The following is a 23,278-nucleotide window of genomic DNA, read 5'->3' as shown; positions in this document are numbered from 1 at the left end:
GCCCGCCTAGGTAGTCTCAGGGCCGATCCGGACGACCCGGCCGCAGCGGATGGAGGTGATGGCGGTGCCTGCTGCTCTGCGCCCCGACGTCGGTGCCGGCACGTCGCTGCGGGTGCTCGCAGCCCAGGTCGGGGCGGTCGCGGTAGCCGGCGAGGTGGTACCGGAGCTGCCGATCACCGGGTTGACTCTGCGCGCCCAGGATGTCCGGCCCGGTGATCTCTTCGCGGCGCTGCCCGGCGCGACCACCCACGGCGCACGCTTCGCGGCGGACGCCGTTGCCCGGGGAGCGATCGCGGTGCTCTCCGACGGGGCCGGGGCCGCCGAGATCGCCGACGGCGCAGCGCTACCCGGCATACCCATCCTGGTTCATCCGGAACCCCGCGGCGTGCTGGGCGAACTCGCTGCGCAGGTCTACGGCCATCCGTGCGATCGGATCACGGTCATCGGAATCACCGGGACGTCGGGCAAGACCACCACCACCTATCTGGTGGAGGCCGGGCTGCGGGCCGCGGGCCGCACCGCCGGACTGATCGGCACGGTCGGTGTGCGCATCGACGGCGTCGACCTGCCCAGCGCCTTGACCACACCCGAAGCGCCGGCACTGCAGGCGCTGCTGGCCGCGATGGCGCAGCGCGGGGTGGACACCGCCGTCATGGAGGTGTCCAGCCACGCCCTCACGTTGGGCCGGGTCGACGGCACTCGGTTCGCGGTGGGCGCCTTCACCAACCTGTCCCGCGACCATCTCGACTTCCACCCGACCATGGCCGACTACTTCGAGGCCAAGGCCCGGCTGTTCGATCCGGCGTCGCCGCTGCACGCCGCCCGCTCGGTGGTCTGTATCGACGACGACGCCGGCGCGGCAATGGCGGCGCGGGCGACAGCGCCGGTCACCGTCAGCGCGACGGGCCGCCCCGCGGACTGGCGTGCAGAACAACTGAGCGCGGGTGGATCCGTTGGGCGCGCGTTCATCGCCGTCGACCCCGCCGGTGTGCACCACCCGATCGGCATCGGGTTGCCCGGCGACTACAACGTGGCCAATTGCCTTGTCGCGCTGGCCATTCTCGATGCGGTTGGAGTGTCGCCGGAGCAGGCGGCCCCCGGCCTGCGGGAGGCGCGGGTGCCGGGGCGGATGGAGTCGATCGATCGGGGTCAGGGCTTCCTGGCGTTGGTCGACTATGCGCACAAGCCCGGGGCCCTGTCGGCGGTGCTGACGACCCTGCGCCAGGAGTTGCGCGACACTACTGGGCGCCTAGCCGTGGTGTTCGGCGCCGGCGGCGACCGTGACCACGGCAAGCGCGAACCGATGGGACGCATCGCCGCCCAGGCCGCCGATCTGGTCGTGGTCACCGACGACAACCCGCGCGGGGAAGACCCCGCCGACATCCGGCGTGCCGTGTTGGGCGGTGCCGCTGCGGGTAGCGCCCAGGTGGTCGAGATCGGTGACCGGCGGGCCGCGATCGAGCACGCGGTGGCGTGGGCTCAGCCCGGGGATGTGGTGTTGATCGCGGGCAAGGGACACGAGACCGGGCAGACCGCCGCCGGGCACACCCAGCCGTTCGATGACCGGGTGGAGCTGGCCCAGGCGCTGGAAGCGCGCGAGGAGCACCGGTGATCGCGCTGACTGTCGCGCAGATCGCCGAGATCGTCGGCGGCCGGTTGGCCGACATCACCCCGGAACAGGCCGAGCGCACGGTCGTCACCGGCACCGTGGAATTCGACTCCCGCCGGATCGCCCCGGGCGCGCTCTTTCTGGCCCTGCCTGGTGCGCGGGTCGACGGTCACGACCACGCGGCGTCGGCGGTGGATGCCGGCGCGGTGGCGGTGCTGGCAGCGCGTCCGGTTGGGGTCCCGGCCATCGTTGTGGAGCCGGTCGCATCCGACAGCCGATCCGGTGCGCTCGAGCACGACGACGAGGCCGGATCCGGTGCCGCGGTGCTGGCCGCACTGGCCAAACTGGCAGCCGCGGTGGCCGCCGCCCTGGTTGCCAAGGGACTGACGATCGTCGGCGTGACCGGGTCGTCGGGCAAGACCTCCACCAAGGACTTGATCGCCGCGGTGCTGGCGCCGCTGGGGTCGGTGATCGCCCCGCCCGGGTCGTTCAACAACGAGTTGGGCCACCCGTGGACGGTGCTGCGGGCCGACGAGATCACCGATTATCTGGTCCTCGAGCTGTCTGCCCGGCATCGCGGCAACATCGCCGCGCTGGCGGCGATCGCCCCGCCGCAGATCGCGGTGGTACTCAACGTCGGGACCGCCCACCTGGGCGAGTTCGGCTCCCGCGAGGCTATCGCCGAGACCAAAGCCGAGCTGGCACAAGCCGTTCCGGAATCCGGCGTGGTGATCCTCAACGTCGATGACTCGGCGGTGGCCGCGATGGCCGACAAGACCGTCGCACGGGTGCTGCGGGTCAGCCGTTCCGCTCCCGCCGACGTGTGGGCCGGGCCGGTGGTGCTCGACGAACTGGCCCGCCCGCGGTTCGCCCTGCACTCCGCTGGCCAGGACGCCGAAGTCACGGTGTCGCTCGGAGTGTCCGGCGATCACCAGGTGGGCAACGCACTGTGCGCCGCTGCCGTGGCCTTGGAATGCGGTGCCACGCCGCAACAGGTGGCCGACGCGCTGGCCGGTGCCGGACCGGCCTCGGGGCACCGGATGCACGTCAGCACCCGCGCCGACGGCGTGACCGTGATCGACGACTCCTACAACGCCAACCCCGACTCCATGCGGGCGGCGCTGCAGGCGCTGGCCTGGATCGCCCGCGGTGAGAATCCGGGGGAGAAGCGCCACAGCTGGGCGGTGCTGGGGCAGATGGCCGAACTCGGCGAGGACGCGATATCTGAGCATGACCGCATCGGACGGCTCGCGGTGCGCTTAGATGTGTCTCGTCTCATTGTCGTCGGAGTAGGGAGATCGATGGGCGCGATGCTGCACGGCGCAGTGATGGAGGGATCCTGGGGCGCCGAAGCCACCGCAGTGCCCGACGTCGATGCCGCCCTGGCCCTGTTGCGCGCCGAACTGCAGGCGGGGGACGTGGTACTGGTCAAGGCGTCGAACTCCGCGGGTCTGACCGCGTTGGCTGACGCGCTGACCAGCGAAGACCCAGGAGATCGCCGATGATAATGATCCTCATCGCTGCCGGAGTCGCGCTGCTGGTCGCGATCCTGCTGACCCCCGTACTGATCCGGGTGTTCACCAAGCAGGGATTCGGGCAGGAGATCCGCGAGGACGGACCGGCCAGCCACCAGAGCAAACGGGGCACCCCGTCGATGGGCGGCGTGGCCATCGTGGCCGGGATCTGGGCGGGCTACCTGGCCGCGGAACTGGCGGGCCTGGTCTTCTACGGCACCGGGCCCACTGCGTCGGGCCTGCTGGTCCTGGGGTTGGCCACCGCGCTGGGCGGCGTCGGCTTCCTCGACGACCTGATCAAGATCCGGCGGTCGCGCAACCTCGGTCTGAACAAGACCGCCAAGACCGTCGGGCAGGTCACCGCGGCCACCCTGTTCGGTCTGCTGGTGCTGTGCTTCCGCAACAGTTCCGGTCTGACCCCGGGCAGCCTGCAACTGTCCTATGTGCGCGACATCGCCACCGTCACACTGCCCGCAGCGGTATTCGTGCTGTTCGTGATCCTGATCGTCAGCGCCTGGTCGAACGCGGTCAACTTCACCGACGGCCTCGACGGCCTGGCAGCCGGATCCATGGCGATGGTCAGCGCCGCCTACGTGCTGATCACCGTGATGCAGCACCGCAACGCCTGCGCGATCGCACCCGGACTGGGCTGCTACAACGTGCGCGATCCGCTGGACCTGGCGCTGATCGCCGCCGCGACCGCCGGCGCCTGCATCGGATTCCTGTGGTGGAACGCCGCGCCGGCGAAGATCTTCATGGGCGACACCGGGTCGCTGGCACTGGGCGGCGTGATCGCCGGCATGTCGATCACCACCCGCACCGAGATCCTCGCGGTGGTGCTCGGCGGGCTCTTCGTCGCCGAGATCACCTCGGTGGTCGTCCAGATCCTGGCGTTCCGCAGCACCGGCCGCCGGGTGTTCCGGATGGCCCCGTTCCATCACCACTTCGAATTGGCCGGCTGGGCTGAGACCACCGTGATCATCCGGTTCTGGCTGCTCACCGCCATTGCCTGCGGATTGGGCGTCTCCATGTTCTACGGCGAGTGGTTCACCGCCGTAGGCGGCTGAGATGACGCCCGAACCGGGGCTGGGCATGCTGTCCGCCGGCGCGCGGGTGCTCGTCGCCGGGGCCGGCATCACCGGCCGTGCCATCGTGAAGGCGTTGACGCCCTTCGGGCTGGACGTGACGCTGTGCGACGACAACGCGGCCGCTCTGGGCGCCTATTCCGAGGTCACGACCTGCAGCCCGACGGAAGCCGCAGCGCAGATCAGCGGCTACACGTTGCTGGTCACCAGCCCCGGATTCGGCCCGGACACACCGGTATTGGCCGCGGCCGCGGCGGCCGGGGTGCCGATCTGGGGTGACGTGGAGCTGGCTTGGCGCCTCGACGTCGCGGGTCACTACGGGCCGCCGCGGCGCTGGCTCGTGGTGACCGGCACCAACGGCAAGACCACGACCACCTCGATGCTGCACGCCATGTTGTCTGCCGCGGGCCGGCGTGCCCAGTTGTGCGGCAACATCGGCAGCCCCGTGCTGGACGTGCTGGGGGAGCCAGCCGGCGGTTCAGCGAGGCTCGACGGAGGAGAGCGGAAGCTAGGACCGCCGCATGAATCCGAACTGCTGGCCGTCGAGCTGTCCAGCTTCCAGCTGCACTGGGCCCCGTCGCTGCGCCCCGAGGCCGGCGCGGTGCTCAATATCGCCGAGGACCACCTGGACTGGCACGGCAGTATGGCCGCCTACACCGCCGACAAGGCCCGCGCGCTGGCCGGCCGGGTGGCGGTGGTCGGGATGGACGACGCGCATGCCGCGGCGCTGCGCGACACCGCGCCCGCCCCGGTCAAGGTGGGTTTCCGGCTCGGCGAACCGGAACCCGGTGAGCTCGGCGTGATCGACGGCATGTTGGTGGACCGGGCCTTTGTGGCGGAGGGGGCCGACGAGGTCGCGCTGGCCCCGGCGGCGTCGATACCGGTGCCCGGCCCGGTCGGGATCCTCGACGCGCTGGCGGCGGCCGCGCTGGCCCGCAGCGTCGACGTGCCCCCGCAGGCGATCGCCGAGGCGCTGGCGTCGTTCCAGGTCGGGCGGCATCGCGCTGAACTGGTCGTGGTCGATGGCGGGGTCAGCTACGTCGACGACTCCAAGGCCACCAACCCGCACGCGGCTGAAGCGTCGGTGCTGGCCCACCCGCGGGTGATCTGGGTGGCCGGCGGACTGCTCAAGGGCGCCGCGATCGCCCCGACCGTCGCCAGAATTGCCCCTCACCTGGCCGGGGCCGTGCTGATCGGCCGAGATCGCGGCGAGGTTGCCAAGGCGTTATCACGACACGCACCGGATGTCCCCGTCGTCCACGTTGTGGCGGGCGAGGATATTGATATGGGTGATACTGCTGTGTCTCCAGTTACTCATGTGAAGCGAGTAGCTGATGGGTCTGATGAGACGCTCGGCTCACGGGTGATGACCGCGGTGGTGGCCGCCGCCCGCGACCTGGCCCGGCCCGGTGACACGGTGCTGCTGGCTCCGGCGGGGGCATCCTTCGACCAGTTCTCCGGCTACGGCGCCCGGGGCGACGCGTTCGCCGCCGCTGCGCGTTCCGCGGCGGGATCGGTGTGATCGGCATCCTGGCCCGGCTGCGGCGGGATGCCGGGGCCCCAGACGCCTCCACCGAAACACCGGACAAGGCAGTCAAGGCCGAGCCGCGCACCCGGTTCGGCGCCTGGCTGGGCCGGCCGATGACGTCGTTCCATCTGATCGTGGCCGTGGCCGCGCTGCTGACCACGCTCGGCCTGATCATGGTGCTGTCGGCCTCCGGGGTGGAGTCCTACGGCACCGACGGGTCCGCGTGGCGGATCTTCGGCAAGCAGGTGCTGTGGACCGTGATCGGGCTGGTCGGCTGCTACGTGGCGTTGCGGATGCCGGTCCGGTTCATGCGTCGCATGGCTTTTGCCGGTTTCGCGTTCACCATCGTGCTGCTGGTGCTGGTGCTGATCCCGGGCATCGGCACGCTCTCCAACGGCTCCCGCGGCTGGTTCGTCGTCGCCGGTTTCTCCATGCAGCCCTCCGAGCTGGCCAAGATCGCCTTCGTCATCTGGGGCGCACACCTGTTGGCGAGCCGGCGCATGGAGCGGGCGACGCTGGGCGAGATGCTGGTCCCGCTGGTGCCGGCCGCCGTGGTCGCGCTGGTGCTGATCGTCGCCCAGCCCGACCTGGGGCAGACGGTCTCGCTGGGCATCATCCTGCTGTCGCTGTTGTGGTACGCCGGTCTGCCGTTGCGGGTGTTCCTCACTTCGCTGACGGCCATCGTCGCCGCCGCCGCGATCATGGCGGTGACCGAGGGCTACCGCTCCGACCGGGTGCGGTCCTGGCTGGACCCCGACGCCGACCTGCAGGGCGCCGGTTACCAGGCGCGACAGGCGAAGTTCGCGCTGGCCAACGGAGGGATCTTCGGCGACGGTCTGGGGCAGGGCACCGCGAAATGGAACTACCTGCCCAACGCGCACAACGACTTCATCTTCGCCATCATCGGCGAGGAGCTCGGCTTCATCGGCGGGTTCGGGCTGCTGGCGCTGTTCGGGCTGTTCGCTTACACCGGCATGCGGATCGCGAAGCGGTCCGCGGACCCGTTCTTGCGGCTGTTGACGGCGGCCACCACGATGTGGGTGATCGGCCAGTCGTTCATCAACGTCGGCTATGTGATCGGGCTGTTGCCCGTCACCGGAATCCAGCTGCCGCTCATTTCTGCGGGCGGAACCTCCACGGCGACAACGCTGTTCATGGTTGGCATCATGGCGAACGCGGCCCGGCACGAACCGGAGGCGGTGGCGGCGCTGCGCGCCGGCCAGGACGACCGAATGAACCGGATCCTGCGACTGCCGCTGCCCGAGCCGTACTCGCCGACCCGTCTTGAGGCCCTGCGCGACCGCCTGCGCTCGCGTCCGCAGCCGGCCGCACGGCCACGAACAGCCCAGACGACCCGACAGGCTCCGGCCCGCTCGGGTCGGCAGCGTGCCGCAGCGCAGGCTCCGGCACGGGCAGCCGGTCGAGGCGCCGGGCGCGCAGGGCAAAATGGAGGCGGCCGGCGCCACGCCGGGGCGCGTCCGACTGGCGGACGTGTACGCGCATTGGAAGGTCAGCGATAGGGGAGTGAACGACTCGGTCATCTCATCGGACCGCGGTGCGTCGTTATCGGTAGTCCTCGCAGGCGGGGGCACTGCCGGCCACGTCGAACCTGCGATGGCGGTCGCCGACGCGCTCCGTGCACTGGACGCCGACGTCCGGATCACCGCATTGGGCACCGCCCGAGGTCTGGAGACTCGGCTGGTGCCGGCCCGCGGTTACGACCTGGAGTTGATCACCCCGGTGCCGTTGCCCCGCAAGTTCAACGCCGATCTGGCCCGGCTGCCGCTGCGGGTGCTGCGCGCTGTCCGGGAGACCCGGGCGGTGCTGCGCGACGTGCAGGCCGACGTGGTGATCGGCTTCGGCGGATACGTGGCGCTGCCGGCATATCTGGCCGCGCGCGGTCTCGGCGCCAACCGGGTGCCGGTGGTGATTCACGAGGCCAACGCTCGAGCCGGCCTGGCCAATCGGGTCGGCGCCCGGGGCGCGCAGCGAGTGCTGTCGGCCGTTCCTGATTGCGGTCTGGCCCACCCCGAAGTGGTCGGGGTGCCGGTGCGGGCGGCGATCACCACCTTGGACCGGGCTGCGCTGCGTGCGGCAGCCCGAGCCGAGTTCGGCTTCGCCGACGACGCTAAGGTGCTGCTGGTCTTCGGCGGCTCGCAGGGTGCCCGCTCGATCAACCAGGCCGTGGCGGGGGCAGCCAAACATCTTGCCGCTGCCGGCGTTTCGGTGTTGCACGCGCACGGACCGAAGAACACCCTGGACCTGCCGGCGGCCGGCGCGGGTGAGCCGCCCTACGTCGCGGTGCCCTATCTGGACCGGATGGACCTGGCGTACGCGGCTGCGGACCTGGCGATCTGCCGCTCCGGGGCGATGACGGTTGCCGAAGTGTCGGCGGTCGGGCTGCCCGCGGTGTACGTGCCGTTGCCGATCGGCAACGGCGAACAGCGCCTCAACGCGCTTCCGGTGGTCAACGCCGGGGGCGGAATCCTGGTCGACGACGCCTCGCTGACCCCGGATTTCGTGGCCGACACCGTCGCCGGGCTGCTCACGGACACCGCGCGGCTGACCGCGATGACCAGCGCCGCGGTGCTGGCCGGGCACCCGGAGGCGGCGCGACGGGTGGCTTCCGTCGCGCTGGAAGTCGCGAGCGCAGCGAGGGGCGGCCAGTGAGCGGCATGAGCAGGGTCGCGCTGGATGTCGCGAGCGCCCGGCGATCGAGGAGTGGCGCATGAGCTCCTCGCAACTGCCGCCGGAGCTGAGTCGGGTGCACATGGTCGGCATCGGGGGAGCGGGCATGTCCGGCATCGCCCGCATCCTGCTGGACCGCGGGGGGCTCGTCTCGGGCTCGGATGCCAAGGAGTCCCGCGGGATTCATGCGCTGCGGGCCCGCGGCGCGCAGGTGCGCATCGGTCACGACGCGTCGGCCCTGGATCTGCTGCCCGGCGGGGTCACCGCGGTGGTCACCACCCACGCGGCGATTCCCAAGACCAACCCCGAGCTCGTCGAGGCCCGTCGTCGCGGCATCCCGGTGGTGTTGCGACCGGCGGTGCTGGCGAAGCTGATGGCCGGGCGCACCACGCTGATGGTCACCGGCACCCACGGCAAGACGACCACGACATCGATGCTGGTGGTCGCGCTGCAACACTGTGGGCTGGATCCGTCGTTCGCGGTCGGCGGCGAATTGGGTTCTGCCGGTGCAGAGGCCGGCACCAATGCCCATCACGGCAGCGGGCCGTTGTTCGTCGCCGAGGCCGACGAGAGCGACGGCTCGTTGTTGGAGTACACCCCCAACGTCGCGGTGGTGACCAACATCGAGGCGGACCACCTCGACTTCTTCGGCAGTGCCGAGGCCTACACGCAGGTGTTCGACGCGTTCGTCGAGCGCATCGCGCCGGGCGGGGCAGTTGTGGTGTGCGTCGATGACCCCGGCGGCGCCGAGTTGGCCGATCGCACTGCGGCACAGGGCATCCGGGTCCTGCGCTACGGCACCGAAGGCCCCGGCATGGCGGCGCTGGACGGCGAGCTGGTCAGTTGGGAGCAGCGGGGGACCGGGGCGGTCGCCGAGATCGTGCTGGCCGGAACGGGCGAGCGCAGGGCGATGCGCCTGTCGGTGCCCGGACGCCACATGGCCCTCAACGCGCTGGGCGCACTGCTGGCGGCGGTCGAGGTCGGCGCACCATTGGATGCGGTGCTCGACGGCCTCGCCGGGTTCGACGGGGTGCGCCGCCGATTCGAGCTGGTCGGGTCGGCAGGCGTCACGGGATCGGTTCGGGTCTTCGACGACTACGCGCACCATCCGACCGAGATCGCCGCGACGCTGACCGCGGTCCGCGCCCTGCTGGACGAGTGCGGAACCGGGCGCAGCCTGGTGGTGTTCCAACCGCATCTGTATTCGCGGACAAAGGAGTTCGCCGGCGAGTTCGGCCGGTCGCTGGACGGCGCCGACGAGGTCTTCGTCCTGGATGTCTACGGTGCGCGCGAGCAGCCGTTGCCGGGGGTGAGCGGCGCCAGCGTCGCCGAACATGTCAGTGTGCCGGTGCATTACCTGCCCGACTTCTCCGCGGTGCCCGAGGCGGTGGCCGCGGCTGCCGGTCCGGGTGACGTGATCATCACGATGGGAGCCGGCGACGTCACCATGCTGGGCCCGGAGATCGTCACCGCGCTGCGGGCGCGCACCGATCGAATCCCTCCCGGCAGCCCGGGCGTGCTGTGAGCGTGCCGCCCGAAACCCCGGCGGTTCCACCGGAGGATCCGGACGGCGCCGCGGACGTCCCCGAAAGCGAAGCATCGCAAGAAGCCGAAGCCACCGAAGCCACCGAAGCGGACCCGGACGTTGTCCCGCAGGGCGAGGTCGGCGCAGTCGCCGCGGACGAAGAAGAGGCTGAAGCTGCCGACGAGCCCGCCGAAGCGGAGGGACCGCGGCGCCGGGCCCGCCGAGAACGCGCCGAGCGGCGCGCCGCGCAGGCGCGTGCCGAGGCGATCGAACAGGCCCGTCGGGAGGCCAAGCGGCGACTGCGAACGGGTTCTGCCGAACCGGCCAAAGGCGTTCCCCGCGGCACCATTCGGGGTCTGAAGATGGCGCTGGCGGTTTTCCTGACGGCGGTGCTCGTCGTCGGGCTCGGGCTCATCTTGTATTTCACCCCGCTGATGTCGGTGCGCGAGATCGAGGTCACCGGCATCGCGACGGTGACCCGTGAGGAAGTGCTGGACGTGGCGCGGGTGCAGCTGGGAACGCCGTTGCTGCAGATCGACACCGGCAGTGTGGCCGACCGGGTCGCGGCGATCCGACGGGTGGCCAGCACCCGGGTGCAGCGGCAGTACCCCTCGGTGCTGGGGATCGCGGTGGTCGAGCGGGTCCCAGTGGTCTACAAGGACTTTCCGGACGGCCCGCACCTGTTCGACCGGGACGGCGTCGACTTCGCGACCGGCGCGCCGCCGAGAATGCTGCCGTTCTTCGATGTGGACAATCCCGGCCCGGCGGACCCGTCCACCCTGGCCGCCCTGCAGGTGATGACCTCGCTGGCGCCCGAGGTAGCCGGCCAGATCAGCCGGGTGGCCGCGCCGTCGGTGGCGTCGATCACGCTGACGCTGGCCGACGGCCGGGTGGTGGTCTGGGGCAACACCGACCGCACGGCGGAGAAGGCCCAGAAGCTGGCGGCGTTGTTGACCCAGCCCGGCCACACCTATGACGTGTCGAGCCCGGACCTGCCCACCGTCCGGTAGCTCGCCCCTCAGCGCCGAGCGCCAATCTCACGACGCGACACGCCGTGAGGGTGTCGGGAGACTGGCGCTCGGCGAGGGGCGGCGGCCGGTAGAGAAGTGCAGGAAAATTCGCCGGACGCGTCTCGGCGCGTCGGCGCCGATGACGGCGCAGGCGGCCCTAGTGTGGCGGTTGCGCGGAACAACTTGACATAACTCTAAGCCTTTGGTTGAGGTTGAGGGTTTTGTTGAAGACAGAATCGGGGAGTTCCGCGCCAAACCCCGGCCCGAGAGAGGACTCCAATCCCACCAGGGAGGAAGACGAACGATGACCCCACCGCACAACTATCTGGCCGTCATCAAAGTCGTGGGTATCGGTGGTGGCGGCGTCAACGCCGTCAACCGGATGATCGAGCAGGGGCTCAAGGGCGTCGAGTTCATCGCGATCAACACCGACGCGCAGGCATTGCTGATGAGCGACGCCGACGTCAAGCTCGACGTCGGCCGTGACTCCACGCGCGGCCTCGGTGCCGGCGCCGACCCCGAAGTGGGCCGCCGCGCCGCCGAAGACGCCAAGGACGAGATCGAGGAGCTGCTGCGCGGCGCCGACATGGTGTTCGTCACCGCCGGGGAGGGCGGCGGCACCGGCACCGGCGGCGCACCGGTGGTCGCGACCATCGCGCGCAAGCTCGGCGCGCTGACCGTCGGTGTGGTCACCCGGCCGTTCTCCTTCGAGGGCAAGCGGCGCAGCAACCAGGCCGAGAACGGCATCGGTGCGCTGCGCGAGAGTTGCGACACCCTGATCGTGATCCCCAACGACCGACTGCTGCAGATGGGCGACGCCCAGGTCTCGCTGATGGACGCGTTCCGCAGCGCCGACGAGGTGTTGCTCAACGGTGTCCAGGGCATCACCGACCTGATCACCACCCCCGGCCTCATCAACGTCGACTTCGCCGACGTCAAGGGCATCATGAGCGGCGCCGGCACCGCGCTGATGGGCATCGGATCGGCCCGCGGCGACGGCCGCGCGCTCAAGGCCGCCGAGATCGCGATCAACTCGCCGCTGCTGGAGGCCTCGATGGAGGGCGCCCAGGGCGTGCTGATGTCGGTCGCCGGCGGCAGCGACCTGGGGTTGTTCGAGATCAACGAGGCGGCATCGCTGGTTCAGGACGCCGCGCACCCCGAGGCCAACATCATCTTCGGCACCGTGATCGACGACTCCCTCGGCGACGAGGTCCGGGTGACCGTGATCGCGGCCGGCTTCGACTCGGCAGGCTCCGGACGCAAGCCGGTGACCGGCGCGTCCGGTGCGGCCCGGCACGCGATGGCGCCCGGTCAGGCCGGGAAGGTCACCACATCATTGTTCGACCCGGTGGATGCGGTCAGTGTGCCGGCTCCCACCAACGGTGCGACGGTCAGCGTCGGCGGACGCAACGGTGACGACGGCTGCGATGACGACGACGTCGACGTGCCGCCGTTCATGCGGCACTAGCCTTTACCCCATGACATTTCGCATCCGGCGGGTGACAACCACCCGCTCCGGTGGCGTGTCGAAGGCTCCGTTCGACAGCTTCAACCTCGGCGACCACGTCGGTGACGACCCGGCTGCGGTGGCGACCAATCGCGCGCGGCTGGCCAAGGCCACCGGCCTCGGTCCCGATCGGCTGGTGTGGATGAACCAGGTTCACGGCGATCACGTGGTGGTCGTCGACGGGCCGCGTGATACCCCGATCGACGCCACCGATGCTCTGGTCACAGGCGTGCCCCGGCTGGCGATGGCGGTGGTGACCGCCGACTGCGTTCCGGTGCTGATGGCCGACGCCCGGGCCGGCGTGGTCGCCGCAGTCCATGCCGGCCGGGTCGGGGCGCAGCACGGTGTGGTCGCTCGCGCGCTCGAGTTCATGCTGGCGGCAGGGGCGCGAGCCGGCGACGTTTCGGTTTTGCTGGGCCCGGCCGTCAGTGGGCTGCACTACGAGGTGCCGGCAGAGCTGGCCGACGAGGTCGAGGCGGCGCTGCCGGGCAGTCGCACCGTCACGTCGGCGGGCACTGTCGGGCTGGACCTGCGGGCCGGAATCGCGCGTCAGCTAAGGGGATTGGGCGTGGAGTCCATCGACGCGGACCCGCGTTGTACGGCGGCGGATGCGAAACTGTTCAGTCACCGTCGCGACGGACTCACCGGCCGGCTGGCGTCCCTGGTGTGGCTGGAATGAGTGCACGGTAGAGGTCGCTGGAGGGGGTGGATGAAACCGGTGGGAGCTGTCCGCGTGTCGGTGCCGCGCCAACCCGCTCGCTGCCGTTACCGTCACCGTTATTAGTCACTTCAGTCACACCTTCATCACAGTCATCAGCCTAGAAGGGTCTAAAGGATGAGCACACTCCACAAGGTCAAGGCCTACTTCGGGATGGCTCCTATGGAGGACTACGACGACGACTACTACGACGACGGCGATGACCGCGCCGGGTCGCGTGACTACGCACCTCGGGCAGAGCGGTTCGGCGAGGACGTCTTCGACCGCGTCGGCGGCCGCTCGGATAGCCGCTACGACGACCGCTTCGAGGACCGCGACTACGACGACGCGCCCGCCGGCTACCGGGGCGGCGGCTACGAGGACGACCCCCGCTACCGGGCGCGTGAGTTCGACCGTCCCCGCGACTTCGAGCGCCGATTCTCCTCGCTGCGCGGCTCGACCCGCGGCGCCCTGGCGATGGAGCCGCGCCGGATGGCGCAGATGTTCGACGAGAGCAGCCCGCTGTCGAAGATCACCACGCTGCGGCCAAAGGACTACAGCGAGGCCCGCACCATCGGCGAGCGGTTCCGCGACGGCACCCCGGTGATCATGGACCTGGTGTCGATGGACAACGCCGACGCCAAGCGGCTGGTCGACTTTGCGGCAGGTCTCGCCTTCGCCCTGCGTGGCTCCTTCGACAAGGTCGCGACCAAGGTGTTTCTGCTGTCTCCGGCCGATGTCGACGTGTCTCCGGAGGAGCGTCGCCGCATCGCCGAGACCGGCTTCTACGCCTATCGGTAGGCTGGAACAGCAGTCGAGCCGGTCAGCACTGCTGATGCGGGTCCACCCTCGTCAGTAAGGTCGCATTCCGTTGGCGTTGTTCTTCACGATTCTTGGTATCGCGCTATTTGTCTTCTGGCTGTTGCTGATCGCCCGAATCGTCATCGAATTCATCCGCTCCTTCAGTCGTGACTGGCACCCGACGGGTGCCACCGTGGTGATCCTGGAACTGATCATGAGCATCACCGATCCGCCGGTGAAGCTGCTGCGAAGGCTCATCCCGCAGTTGACCATCGGGGCGGTGCGCATCGATCTGTCGATCATGGTGCTGCTGCTGATCGCATTCGTCGGGATGGAGCTGGCCCTGCAGCACGCCGCCTAGGCTCAGGAGCGGGGGTCAGACCCGGGTCAGCCGCAACCGCCACGCCTCCGGTCCACGCTCCTCGTAGCCGACCGCCAGCCGGCCACCACTGCGCTCAGTCAGCTGGCGAAGCAGCGGAATCGGGTCGTGCGGGGCTACCAGCAGCATCGATCCGCCCACCGGAACCGCGTCGAAAGCGCCGAACACCGTCGCATGCCTGATGGCGTGCGGAACCTCTCGCACGTCGAGCTCGGGGATCTCGTCGTCCTCCTCGCCGCAGCCGCACCCGGCGTGGTCGTGGGGCCCGTGGGTCGCGGGGCCGGGCTGGCCCATGGGAGCGGCCCCGGAGGCGACGTCACCCAGGCCGGGCAGTTGGGCGGCCAGCGCGGCCAGCGAGACGCCGCTGGCCTGGGCAAGCGCGGGCAGCAACAGGTCGGCGACCTTGCCCAGCGCTGCCTCCAGCAGTACGCGCAGGACCTCGGTGTGTGCGACCACCTGAACCCGGTCAGTGCCGTGGGCGATGCGCGCCGCCACCTGCTCGATCAGTTGGATGTCACCCAGCAGGCCTTCGACCAGTAGCCGCGACCGCTCGACGCCGGCCGCGGCGGGAAAGATCAGCCCCACCGCGGCGTGCAGGTGGGGTCGTACCGCCTGGTCGATGGACGCCTGCACGGCCCGGTGAGCCTCGTCGAAGGTCGGCCCGGCGACCGCAGTGAACAACGCTGCACCCAGGGCGGCCTGGCGGCCGAGGAGTTCCGCGTAGCGAGATCGGATGTCATCGACGGCTGCCGAGTCCGCTGCGCTGGTCGCCATGACCACGTCATTGGTTGTCATTCCCGAGTGTCCCTCCGGTCGGTCCCGCACGGTTCGACCTCGTCATGAATATTTACGGGTCGAGATTGTGAATAATACGGCGCAGGTGGCCGCACCGGTAGCCCTGCCGCCCGGGCGCGGCTCCGGGAATCGGCGGGCGACACGTTTGGGTGCGTAGCGAAATAGATCACATTTCGCTGGTTGGACGCCTATGCACTTTGCTGCCCTCGGTTGGAAGGGCGGGACCGCGCCTGACTGTCGGCGGTGGCACGAGGTCCAGTTCCCGGCGGTTTTGGTCTGGCCTCGGTGATCTGCCGGCACCTCTGGCCGGCCGGGATCGCCGATCACCCTCAGGGCTTCCGTTTGCCAAAGCGTGATTTTTGTGGCAGCAATTTGAAATTCACTCTTAATATCGTTCACATTGCCGAGCGCAGCGGCGGATGTGACAGGATGGACGGCAGTTACACACGGCGAGCGTTTCCCGGTCGACTATCGTGCCCGATCGGCGCTACCTAACTACCTGACTCGAGGGGGCAGAGGATGCCACTAACACCGGCCGACGTACATAACGTCGCGTTCAGCAAACCGCCGATTGGGAAGCGCGGCTACAACGAGGACGAGGTCGACGCCTTCCTGGACCTGGTGGAGACCGAGCTGACGCGCCTCATCGAGGAGAACGCCGACCTGCGTCAGCGGGTGAGCGAACTCGACCAGGATCTGGCCGCGGCCCGTGCCGGTGGCGGCGCCCAGTCGATTCCGTCGATCCCGGCGTACGAGCCCCCGGAGCCGGCGGCGCCGCAGCCCGTGGTCGCCGCGCCGGTGGCATCGGAATCGAGTACCGAAGAGCAGCACCTCAAGGCCGCGCGTGTGCTGAGCCTGGCCCAGGACACTGCCGACCGGTTGACCGGAACCGCCCGGGCCGAGTCGGAGAAGTTGATGGCCGACGCCCGCGCCAACGCCGACCAAATTCTCACCGAGGCACGGCAGACCGCGGAGACGACGGTCACCGAAGCTCGCCAGCGCGCCGACGCCATGCTGTCCGACGCTCAGACGCGTTCGGAGACCCAGCTGCGCCAGGCTCAGGAGAAGGCCGACGCTCTACAGGCCGACGCCGAGCGCAAGCACTCCGAGATCATGGGCACGATCAACCAGCAGCGCACCGTGCTGGAAGGTCGCCTCGAGCAACTGCGCACCTTCGAGCGCGAGTACCGCACCCGGCTCAAGACCTACCTGGAATCCCAGCTCGAGGAGTTGGGTCAGCGCGGCTCGGCGGCGCCTGTCGACAGCAGCGCCTCCGGCGACGGTGGCGGGTTCAACCATTTCAACCGCGGCACCAACTGACCGTCGGAGTCGAGTAGTTCGCCCGTCGGACTGGAGGTGATTCGATGCTGGTGATCGCATTGGTATTGGCGGTAATCGGCCTTGCCGCATTGGTGTTCGCCGTCGTCACCAGCAATGCGCTGGTGGCGTGGGTCTGCATCGGTGCGAGCGTGCTGGGCGTACTGCTACTGGTCGTGGACGCCTTGCGGGAGCGGCGCGCGAACGCCCCGGCGGTCGAGGCCTCCGCGGATGCCGGGGACACCGTCGAGGAGTCCGAGGTGCCTGCCGACGATGACGACGCTGTTGACGTCGAGAGCTCCGACGCCGCCGAGGTGGCGGACTTCGACGCTGAGGCCGCCGAGGCGGCCGAAGAGACCGCCGACGATATCGCTGCGCACCCGGCCGATTAGCCCGCTGCTCGGCCCGTAGTCGGCGCGGCCAGCAGGTCGCGGACTTCATCGTCATCGGTCTGGCCAAAGTCGCGATAGACCTGCCCCACGGCATCGAATGCGTCGGGCGTCGTGACGCACACGATGTCGTCGGCTTCCTGGGCTATCTTGCGGCACGCCGAGCGTGGTGCCACTGGCACGGCGACGATGATCGAGGCAGGTGCGGCCGCCTGGACCGCTCGCACCGCCACCAGCACACTCGCTCCGGTCGCGATGCCGTCGTCGACCAAGATCACCACCCGGCCGCGCAGATCGGCCGCCGGCCGATCCCCGCGGTAGACACGTTCGCGGCGCCGCAATTCGGTGGTCTCGCGGTCGATCACCGACTGAATCTCGTCATCGCTGATCCCCAGGCTGCGGACCACCTCGTCGTTCATCACCACCTGGCCGCCCGCCAGCGCGCCCATCGCCAATTCGGGCTGCTGCGGGACACCGAGCTTGCGGACCAGAAAGACGTCCAGCGGCGCCCCCAGAGCGGTGGCGACCTCCCAGGCCACCGGAACACCACCGCGGGCCAATCCCAGCACCACCACGCCCTGGGCGCCCGCTACGCCGGGCAGGGAGGCCGTTACGAGATCGGCCAAGGCCCGGCCGGCGTCACGGCGGTCGCGGAAGGTGCGTGGCGCCGGCTGGCGAAGGTACGCGCCTGGACGAGTCATCTCCCCATCGAGCCTACGACGGTTGGGGCTTTAGTGACTCAGCTCGGCCATGCCGCAGCCGGCCAAAAGCGGCGACTGGTTCTGCTGGCGGGCCTACCTTGCCGCCGGCCGGCAGGGGCGTTGCCCGGCTTTGAGCGACACTTCCGGTCAATCCCGGCTCACTGCAGTAGTTGTCGCTCAAAGCCGGGCGCAACCCGCATGGTCGGAGCGGGCCGTAGCCGATGATCCGACTCATCGCAAGAAATGTGTCCGAGGGAGGTTGTCTATCTGCGACACGGGTTGAGGTGTTTCAGCTGAGTCGTTGATCTCGTCAATTGCGGTTCGTGTGTTTCATGGGCGTAAGGCGGCGATGGGTATTACCTGGATACCGTCTTTGCGGGTGTAGCCGTAGGTCGCCGTGGTGATGACGCCGAGGACGGCGGGTTCACCGGCTTTCTCCGTATCTACGGTGGAAGCGAATTTCAGCAGGGACGCGGCCGCGTCGTCGACTCGGCCGGGGCCGAGTTTCACTTCGAATGCCCCCCACGTCCCATCGGGAATCTGAAGGATGACATCGACCTCTACGCCGTTGCTGTCCCGATAGTGCGCAACGGTTCCGCGAAGGGGTGACGACAGTACCCGCAGGTCCCGCACGACGAGGGACTCGAACAGGAAGCAGGCGAAACTGAGGTCGTCCAGTAGCCGTTTCGGGGTGCTGGCGAGTGCGGCGACGGCAAGTGAAGGATCGACGAAATGACGTTTGGGTTCTTGTCGCAGCGTCGCCCTGGATCGCAGGTGCGTTGACCAGGCTGGCACGTCGTCGATGAGCATGAGCCGGTCGAGCGCGGCCAGGTAATCGTAGATAGTGGTTCGAGCGAGTGCTGTTTCGTTGTCGCCCAACGTTTCCCGCGCCAGTGCGGAGATCTTTACCTCGGTTGCGGTGTTCCGCGCCAGTGACGTTAGTAATCGTCGCAGGCGTTCGGGGTCGCGTCGCGGTCCAGAAATCGATGGGATATCGACTTCGCGTGCGTGATCCAGGTAGTCGATGTTGCGCTGCAGCGCGCTGTCGACGGAGCCGCCCAGGTTGGAGGGCCAGCCGCCGACTGCGATGCGATCGATAATGTCTCGTACCCCCAGTCCGGGGTCTGGACAGGATGTGTGCTTTCCAGTCAGGAGGCCGGCCACAGAGATTTCGCCGGTGGAATCGCCGACCTCGTACAGCGACATCGGGCGCATCGCGATCCTGGCGAACCTTCCAGCCCCGCTATGTCGTGTCACGTCGTCGGCCGGAGTCGACGAGCCGGTGAGGATGAACTGTCCGGCTGATTGCCGGTCATCGATAGCGCGCCGCACGTGATTCCACAGCGGGGTCCCGCCGATCTGCCATTCGTCGACGAGGCGGGGCGACGCGCCCTCGAGAATCAGGGCTGGGTCCGCGTCGAGCGCGTCGCGGGCATTCGAGTCGACATCGAGCAGGACTTCGCTGGCGGCGAATTGGCGCGCCGTCCAGGTTTTCCCGCACGCCTTCGGGCCTTCCAGTACAACAGCGCCGGCGGAAGTGAGACGGTCGGCCAGGAGCTGGTCAGCGACTCGGGGGCGATACTCCATGGCTAAAGGCTACAGTTTGTGGGCATATATCACTATATTTTGTGGAAAACTGTCACTACATTTTGTTGATCGCGGATGCCCCTCGCGACGAGCTGGGCGATCGACAAGCACCACGTCGACTTCGCGGTCGCTGAGGGCGCTGACGGAAAGGCCCGGCCATCTATTTCGCGACTTTGGTTTGGTTGCTGCTAAACCGAGCCGGGATGTCTGACGCCGCGTTCAGCCGTGTTGCTGGGGACTTGTAGGAGGACTTTGACTGGTTCGGTGGGCATAGCCGCGGCGACGGTGGCGCTCGGCGAGCTTCGACATCTGGATGGCGCGCCTGCGCACCAGATATGCCGCCTCTTGGAAGATCTCGCCGGCCGTTCGGCTGTGGGGCGTGGTGGTCGTTCGATTCTGCGTTGGGATGCAGGGTGTCTAAAGCCTCGCTACCATTGCCAGAGCAAAAACTTAGAAAGAACTGATAGACATGGGGAAGATCCACTCAGGAACGCGGCTGCGGCGAGCGGCGGCAGCAGCGATGACCGTGGGGGCATGGGCAGCGTTCGGGTTGGGGCCGTTGGCATCAGCTCCGTTGGCGCATGCAGACTTCGACGACTTCTTTGCCGATCTGTTGGATCCGGCCGCGTGGGGCACCCTGTTCGACCCCGACTACTGGGATGGCTCGGACTCGGCTTCGACGCTCGACCTCGCGACCCTGTTCAACGGCGGTGACCTGGCGGGCGCGGCCGTCGCAGATGGCCTACCCGGCGTGGCTGTCGATACTGATTTCGCCGACTGGTTCCAGAACGACTTCTATCTGCCGTTGCATGCTGCGATGCAGGACTGGATCGACAGTCCGCTCGGTTCGACGGTCAACGCCGTCATCAACCCGCTGTTTGCATTCGGAGGCGCCTGCGGCCTGATTTGCAACGGCGTGGACGGCACCGAAACCAATGTCGACGGCGGTGCAGGCGGCTGGATCTTCGGTGACGGTGGCACCGGTTGGAGCAGTACTGAAGGCGGTGTGGCCGGTGGTGCCGGAGGTGACGGTGGATGGCTGGGCAACGGTGGCGCCGGTGGTGACGGTGGCGCTGGCGCCGATGGTGGTGCCGGTGGCGCGGGCGGCTGGATCGGCAATGGCGGTACCGGTGGCGACGGTGGTGCGGGGCTCGACGGCCTGCATGCAGGCGACGGCGGCAACGGTGGTGCCGGTGGCAGCGCCGGGATGTTGTTCAGCACCAACGGTGACGGCGGCAACGGCGGAAACGGTGGCAACTCGGTGGGCGATGGTGGCACCGGCGGTGCCGGCGGTAAAGGTGGCGCCAGCGGACACACTCTGAACTTGTACGCCGTCGGCGGTGATGGCGGGATCGGTGGTAACGGCGGTAGCGGCGGCAGCGCTGAGGGCGTCGGCAGCAGCGGCGGCGCAGGCGGTAACGGTGGCGACGGATTGCAAGCGAGCATTTGGGACGGCCGTGACGGCGGTTCGGGCGGCAACGGCGGTAACGGTGGCGCCGTCGTCGGTGCGGATAGCATCGCAGGAGCCGGCGGCAACGGCGGTGCCGGCGGCCTCAGCAGCGCCACTGGCGGCCGTGACGGCGGTGCTGGCGGGTTTGGCGGCAACGGTGGCGCTGCCAGTGGGGCTGGCAGTCTTGCCGGAGCCGGTGGCGACGGTGGTAACGGGGGTATAAGCACTGCGTCTGGCGGCCGCGATGGCGGGGCCGGCGGTAACGGCGGTAACGGTGGTGACGGCAATGACGGCGCCGCCGCCAGCCACGGTGGTGTCGGCGGTATCGGCGGTGGCACCGGTGCGAACGCCACCGGCAGTGGCGGCCATGGCGGTAACGGCGGCGCCGGAGGCGCGAGCGATGGCGGGGTCGGCGGCGCAGGTGGCAGTGGAGGAGCCGGAAACAGCGACGGCACGCTCGGCCGTGCCGGTGGAGGCGGTGGGGGCGGCGGTGGAGCCGGCACCGGAGGCCAAGGCGGCAACGGCGGTAACGGCGGTAACGGCGGTGGTGGCTTAGGGCCTCAGTCCGACAAAGACAACACCCTGCGCCACGGCAACGGCGGGACCGGCGGCACCGGCGGCGACGCCGACGGCGGCACCGGCGGCAATGGTGGCAATGGCGGAAATGGCGGCACCAACGTGTTAGGCGGCGGAGGTGGGTCCGGCGGGAACGGTGGCGACGGCGGGCAGGTCGGCCCCAACGGTGACGGCGCGGGCGGCAACGGAGGTGACGGCGCGCCGAACTACAGCGTCACCAAGGGCGGTGACGGCGGGCATGGCGGAGCCGGCGCCGCTGACGGAACGCCCGGTGCTGCCGGCGCGCCCGGCGTCGACCCGTACAGCCCATCCAGCTAATTGCGTCCGCGTCCATCGGGGAGGACTGCGTCGCGAGTATCTCCAGCTTCGGGCACGGTGTGCCAGTCTGATCGGTCCTCCACGGATGTCAGTTGAATCGAGCGGAGAGACGCCGTGCAACTCGCTCGTTGGCGGCTTGCTCTCGCTCTCATAGTGGGTCTTCGGCGCAGCGGTGCCGGTTGCGCCACCCGCGGCTGCAATCGTGATCTTGGGCGGGGGAGCCCCCATCGTTGTCGACGGCAACAGCTACTGCACGCTGACCACGATCGGACGTGACCGGGCCGGTGACGTGGTGGGTTTCACCGGACCGTGCGGCGAACCAGGGGCCGCCGTCGCACTCGCGGGAACAGACACCACTGTGGTCACCGTGGTGGCCGTCGACAGCGACCTGCACTACGCGGTGATCAAGTTCTACCTGGCCGACTTGCTCCCGGTGTCTGGCTACGCCGGCACCGTGATTAACGGCATCAGCATCGACCCCACCCGCGACTACCAACCAACAGGCAAAGACCGCCACGCCCAATGGCGCCACAAACAAAAACAGACCGAACCCTGAGGGTTCGGCCTGTCCGGGATCTCCCGAGAGATCACAATGTGTCCGAGGGGGGACTTGGCCACTTACGACACGGGTTCTGACCTGGCGAATCGGTACCTGATCGTCATCCATGCCGGGGTCGACCCACCTCTGACGTCGAGCGGTCGGATTAGCGGTCGAGTTGGGCGGGGGCGAGTCGGCACCCGGCGGCTTGGGCTCCGGCGTGCAGGCGTCGGTCCCAAACGGCGACGATCAGGCCGGGGTCGCCGACTGCCAACGCGCTGGCCAGATGGACAGCGTCGGCTCCGCGCAAGGCATGGGCGCGGGCGAGGCGGCCGGCGTGCTGTTCAATTGTCGCGGTGAGTTCGACTGGGCGGGTGGCGGCCCAGAAGTCCTCCCAGTCACGCTCGGCAGCGGCGAGCTCGGATTCAGTTAGGTCGTGATTGCGGGCTGCTGCAGCGAGTGCGGCGCGGACTTCGGGGTAGGCCAGACGGCTGGACAATGCGGCGTCGCAGCCGTCCCATAGCGCGGACGCCAGCGAGCTCCCTGTCTCGGTGGTGAGAAGTTTGACGAAGGCGCTGGCGTCGAAGTAGACGAGCGGCACCGGTCAGCGCCGCTGGTCGCTGACCTGGTCAGACACCGGCCGCCGCGGCCTGGGCCGGGACCGTCCCGCAGCGACGGGCCGCTGCGCGGTGGCCCTGCCAATCACGCCTTCGGCCGTGAGACGCTCCAAGGTGCCTGCGCTGTCCAGCGCAGCGAGTCGCGCGACCGGAATCCCGCGGTCGGTGATGACGACCTCACCACCAGCCCGAACTCGATCGAGCCAATCGCTAAGGTGCGCGCGCAACTCGGTCACGGATACCTCCACACCGTGAACTGTACACTCGCTGAACCGTGATTTGTACATGTCACTCCTGAGTGTGGCAACGACGACCTGAGAGATTGACCTGCGCAAGCCGGAGGCGAGGTGGCAACGGGCCGGTACACCGATTCGTCCGCGGTGCTGGCGACGCCGAGACGGTCGATATCATGGTGGCTGGTGGCCTTCCGTCCAAGCTGCATCCGAAGGTGTTGCGGCGGAAGGTGTTTGCCGTCCCCGGTGGGACTTCGGCGCAGCTGGCGTTCGTGGTCAGCTGCATGGAGGCGGCAGCGCCTCGGTGTCGGACGCCGGGTCTAGCTTGCAGCAGCGGGCTCTTGAATTCTCTGCTTGAGGTGCTGTGTGCGGTGACTGCTGGCGATCGCCTTCATTGGCGTTCTGTTGCCAGCG

The 23,278-nt window shown here is 69.0% G+C and carries 20 protein-coding genes and 1 pseudogene; 16 read left to right on the top strand and 5 right to left on the bottom strand.

The features are described 5' to 3' along the window. Positions 1-58 precede the first annotated feature (58 nt). The 12 genes from NM962_11010 (at position 59) to NM962_10955 (ending at position 14,325) form a co-directional block, all read left to right on the top strand. Positions 59-1,612 carry a UDP-N-acetylmuramoyl-L-alanyl-D-glutamate--2,6-diaminopimelate ligase gene (locus tag NM962_11010; protein ID UVO14465.1) on the top strand — a complete coding sequence of 518 codons (1,554 nt, stop codon included), beginning with the start codon at positions 59-61 and terminating at the stop codon, positions 1,610-1,612. Continuing rightward, complete coding sequence (locus tag NM962_11005; GenBank protein UVO14464.1) at positions 1,609-3,114, top strand: UDP-N-acetylmuramoyl-tripeptide--D-alanyl-D-alanine ligase; 1,506 nt, start codon at positions 1,609-1,611, stop codon at positions 3,112-3,114. Before NM962_11010 ends, NM962_11005 begins: the two co-directional genes overlap by 4 nt. Further along, the gene (mraY, locus tag NM962_11000; GenBank protein UVO14463.1) at positions 3,111-4,190 is read left to right on the top strand and encodes a phospho-N-acetylmuramoyl-pentapeptide-transferase; all 1,080 of its coding nucleotides are present in this window, start codon (positions 3,111-3,113) and stop codon (positions 4,188-4,190) included. Before NM962_11005 ends, mraY begins: the two co-directional genes overlap by 4 nt. Before the next feature lies 1 nt (position 4,191). Continuing rightward, entirely contained in the window at positions 4,192-5,730 is a 1,539-nt protein-coding gene (murD, locus tag NM962_10995) for a UDP-N-acetylmuramoyl-L-alanine--D-glutamate ligase (protein UVO14462.1), read from the top strand. Further along, positions 5,727-7,256 (top strand): putative lipid II flippase FtsW, encoded by a 1,530-nt coding sequence (ftsW, locus tag NM962_10990; GenBank protein ID UVO14461.1) that lies wholly within the window; start codon positions 5,727-5,729, stop codon positions 7,254-7,256. The genes murD and ftsW overlap by 4 nt, the downstream gene beginning before the upstream one ends. 4 nt (positions 7,257-7,260) lie before the next feature. Continuing rightward, positions 7,261-8,406, top strand: coding sequence for an undecaprenyldiphospho-muramoylpentapeptide beta-N-acetylglucosaminyltransferase (gene murG / locus NM962_10985; GenBank protein ID UVO14460.1), 1,146 nt, complete (start codon positions 7,261-7,263; stop codon positions 8,404-8,406). A gap of 58 nt (positions 8,407-8,464) precedes the next feature. Further along, positions 8,465-9,949 (top strand): UDP-N-acetylmuramate--L-alanine ligase, encoded by a 1,485-nt coding sequence (gene murC, locus NM962_10980; GenBank protein UVO14459.1) that lies wholly within the window; start codon positions 8,465-8,467, stop codon positions 9,947-9,949. Then, a complete protein-coding gene (locus NM962_10975) occupies positions 9,946-10,959 on the top strand; it encodes a cell division protein FtsQ/DivIB (GenBank protein ID UVO14458.1) in 1,014 nt (337 codons plus the stop codon). Before murC ends, NM962_10975 begins: the two co-directional genes overlap by 4 nt. A 304-nt stretch (positions 10,960-11,263) precedes the next feature. Continuing rightward, entirely contained in the window at positions 11,264-12,427 is a 1,164-nt protein-coding gene (gene ftsZ, locus NM962_10970; protein ID UVO14457.1) for a cell division protein FtsZ, read from the top strand. Positions 12,428-12,437: 10 nt separating this feature from the next. After that, positions 12,438-13,145 (top strand): peptidoglycan editing factor PgeF, encoded by a 708-nt coding sequence (gene pgeF / locus NM962_10965; GenBank protein ID UVO14456.1) that lies wholly within the window; start codon positions 12,438-12,440, stop codon positions 13,143-13,145. A gap of 156 nt (positions 13,146-13,301) precedes the next feature. Continuing rightward, entirely contained in the window at positions 13,302-13,964 is a 663-nt protein-coding gene (locus NM962_10960; protein UVO14455.1) for a cell division protein SepF, read from the top strand. A gap of 70 nt (positions 13,965-14,034) precedes the next feature. Then, positions 14,035-14,325, top strand: a complete 291-nt coding sequence (locus NM962_10955) for a YggT family protein (protein UVO14454.1) — start codon at positions 14,035-14,037, stop codon at positions 14,323-14,325. A gap of 15 nt (positions 14,326-14,340) precedes the next feature. Here the strand turns inward: NM962_10955 and NM962_10950 are convergent, their stop codons facing one another. Then, positions 14,341-15,138: a DUF2249 domain-containing protein gene (locus NM962_10950; GenBank protein UVO14453.1), complete on the bottom strand. Its 798-nt coding sequence runs from the start codon at positions 15,136-15,138 to the stop codon at positions 14,341-14,343. A gap of 519 nt (positions 15,139-15,657) precedes the next feature. Here NM962_10950 and NM962_10945 point away from each other — a divergent pair. Both NM962_10945 and NM962_10940 read left to right on the top strand, forming a co-directional pair. Beyond that, positions 15,658-16,458, top strand: coding sequence for a DivIVA domain-containing protein (locus NM962_10945; GenBank protein ID UVO14452.1), 801 nt, complete (start codon positions 15,658-15,660; stop codon positions 16,456-16,458). A 44-nt stretch (positions 16,459-16,502) separates the two neighbouring features. Beyond that, positions 16,503-16,847 (top strand): hypothetical protein, encoded by a 345-nt coding sequence (locus NM962_10940; protein ID UVO14451.1) that lies wholly within the window; start codon positions 16,503-16,505, stop codon positions 16,845-16,847. Here NM962_10940 and NM962_10935 read toward each other — a convergent pair. Continuing rightward, positions 16,844-17,545 (bottom strand): phosphoribosyltransferase, encoded by a 702-nt coding sequence (locus NM962_10935; GenBank protein ID UVO14450.1) that lies wholly within the window; start codon positions 17,543-17,545, stop codon positions 16,844-16,846. The two genes, NM962_10940 and NM962_10935, sit on opposite strands and share 4 nt — an antisense overlap. A 330-nt stretch (positions 17,546-17,875) precedes the next feature. Beyond that, the gene (locus NM962_10930; GenBank protein ID UVO14449.1) at positions 17,876-19,132 is read right to left on the bottom strand and encodes a DUF4143 domain-containing protein; all 1,257 of its coding nucleotides are present in this window, start codon (positions 19,130-19,132) and stop codon (positions 17,876-17,878) included. Positions 19,133-19,601: 469 nt separating this feature from the next. On the opposite strand from NM962_10930, the gene NM962_10925 reads away from it, so the two are divergent. Both NM962_10925 and NM962_10920 read left to right on the top strand, forming a co-directional pair. Further along, entirely contained in the window at positions 19,602-21,476 is a 1,875-nt protein-coding gene (locus NM962_10925; GenBank protein UVO14448.1) for a hypothetical protein, read from the top strand. 172 nt (positions 21,477-21,648) lie between these two features. Further along, positions 21,649-22,032, top strand: coding sequence for a hypothetical protein (locus NM962_10920; GenBank protein UVO14447.1), 384 nt, complete (start codon positions 21,649-21,651; stop codon positions 22,030-22,032). A 148-nt stretch (positions 22,033-22,180) separates the two neighbouring features. On the opposite strand, the gene NM962_10915 is transcribed toward NM962_10920, so the two are convergent. Next, complete coding sequence (locus NM962_10915; protein UVO14446.1) at positions 22,181-22,615, bottom strand: type II toxin-antitoxin system VapC family toxin; 435 nt, start codon at positions 22,613-22,615, stop codon at positions 22,181-22,183. A gap of 3 nt (positions 22,616-22,618) precedes the next feature. Further along, positions 22,619-23,073: pseudogene (locus tag NM962_10910) on the bottom strand (type II toxin-antitoxin system Phd/YefM family antitoxin). Positions 23,074-23,278 lie beyond the last annotated feature (205 nt).

This window comes from Mycobacterium sp. SVM_VP21 (genome assembly GCA_024758765.1).
Classification (GTDB): domain Bacteria; phylum Actinomycetota; class Actinomycetes; order Mycobacteriales; family Mycobacteriaceae; genus Mycobacterium; species Mycobacterium heraklionense_C.
This window is presented reverse-complemented; position numbering and strand designations above follow the sequence as displayed.

Excerpts from the sequence above, each read along its gene's own strand:
- NM962_10945 (UVO14452.1), top strand. The coding sequence starts at position 15,658 with ATGCCACTAACACCGGCCGACGTACATAACGTCGCGTTCAGCAAACCG.
- murC (UVO14459.1), top strand. The coding sequence starts at position 8,465 with ATGAGCTCCTCGCAACTGCCGCCGGAGCTGAGTCGGGTGCACATGGTC.
- pgeF (UVO14456.1), top strand. The coding sequence starts at position 12,438 with ATGACATTTCGCATCCGGCGGGTGACAACCACCCGCTCCGGTGGCGTG.
- NM962_10935 (UVO14450.1), bottom strand. The coding sequence starts at position 17,545 with ATGACTCGTCCAGGCGCGTACCTTCGCCAGCCGGCGCCACGCACCTTC.
- NM962_10930 (UVO14449.1), bottom strand. The coding sequence starts at position 19,132 with ATGGAGTATCGCCCCCGAGTCGCTGACCAGCTCCTGGCCGACCGTCTC.
- NM962_10960 (UVO14455.1), top strand. The coding sequence starts at position 13,302 with ATGAGCACACTCCACAAGGTCAAGGCCTACTTCGGGATGGCTCCTATG.
- NM962_10950 (UVO14453.1), bottom strand. The coding sequence starts at position 15,138 with ATGACAACCAATGACGTGGTCATGGCGACCAGCGCAGCGGACTCGGCA.
- murD (UVO14462.1), top strand. The coding sequence starts at position 4,192 with ATGACGCCCGAACCGGGGCTGGGCATGCTGTCCGCCGGCGCGCGGGTG.
- NM962_10925 (UVO14448.1), top strand. The coding sequence starts at position 19,602 with ATGGGGAAGATCCACTCAGGAACGCGGCTGCGGCGAGCGGCGGCAGCA.
- NM962_11010 (UVO14465.1), top strand. The coding sequence starts at position 59 with ATGGCGGTGCCTGCTGCTCTGCGCCCCGACGTCGGTGCCGGCACGTCG.
- NM962_10940 (UVO14451.1), top strand. The coding sequence starts at position 16,503 with ATGCTGGTGATCGCATTGGTATTGGCGGTAATCGGCCTTGCCGCATTG.
- mraY (UVO14463.1), top strand. The coding sequence starts at position 3,111 with ATGATAATGATCCTCATCGCTGCCGGAGTCGCGCTGCTGGTCGCGATC.
- ftsZ (UVO14457.1), top strand. The coding sequence starts at position 11,264 with ATGACCCCACCGCACAACTATCTGGCCGTCATCAAAGTCGTGGGTATC.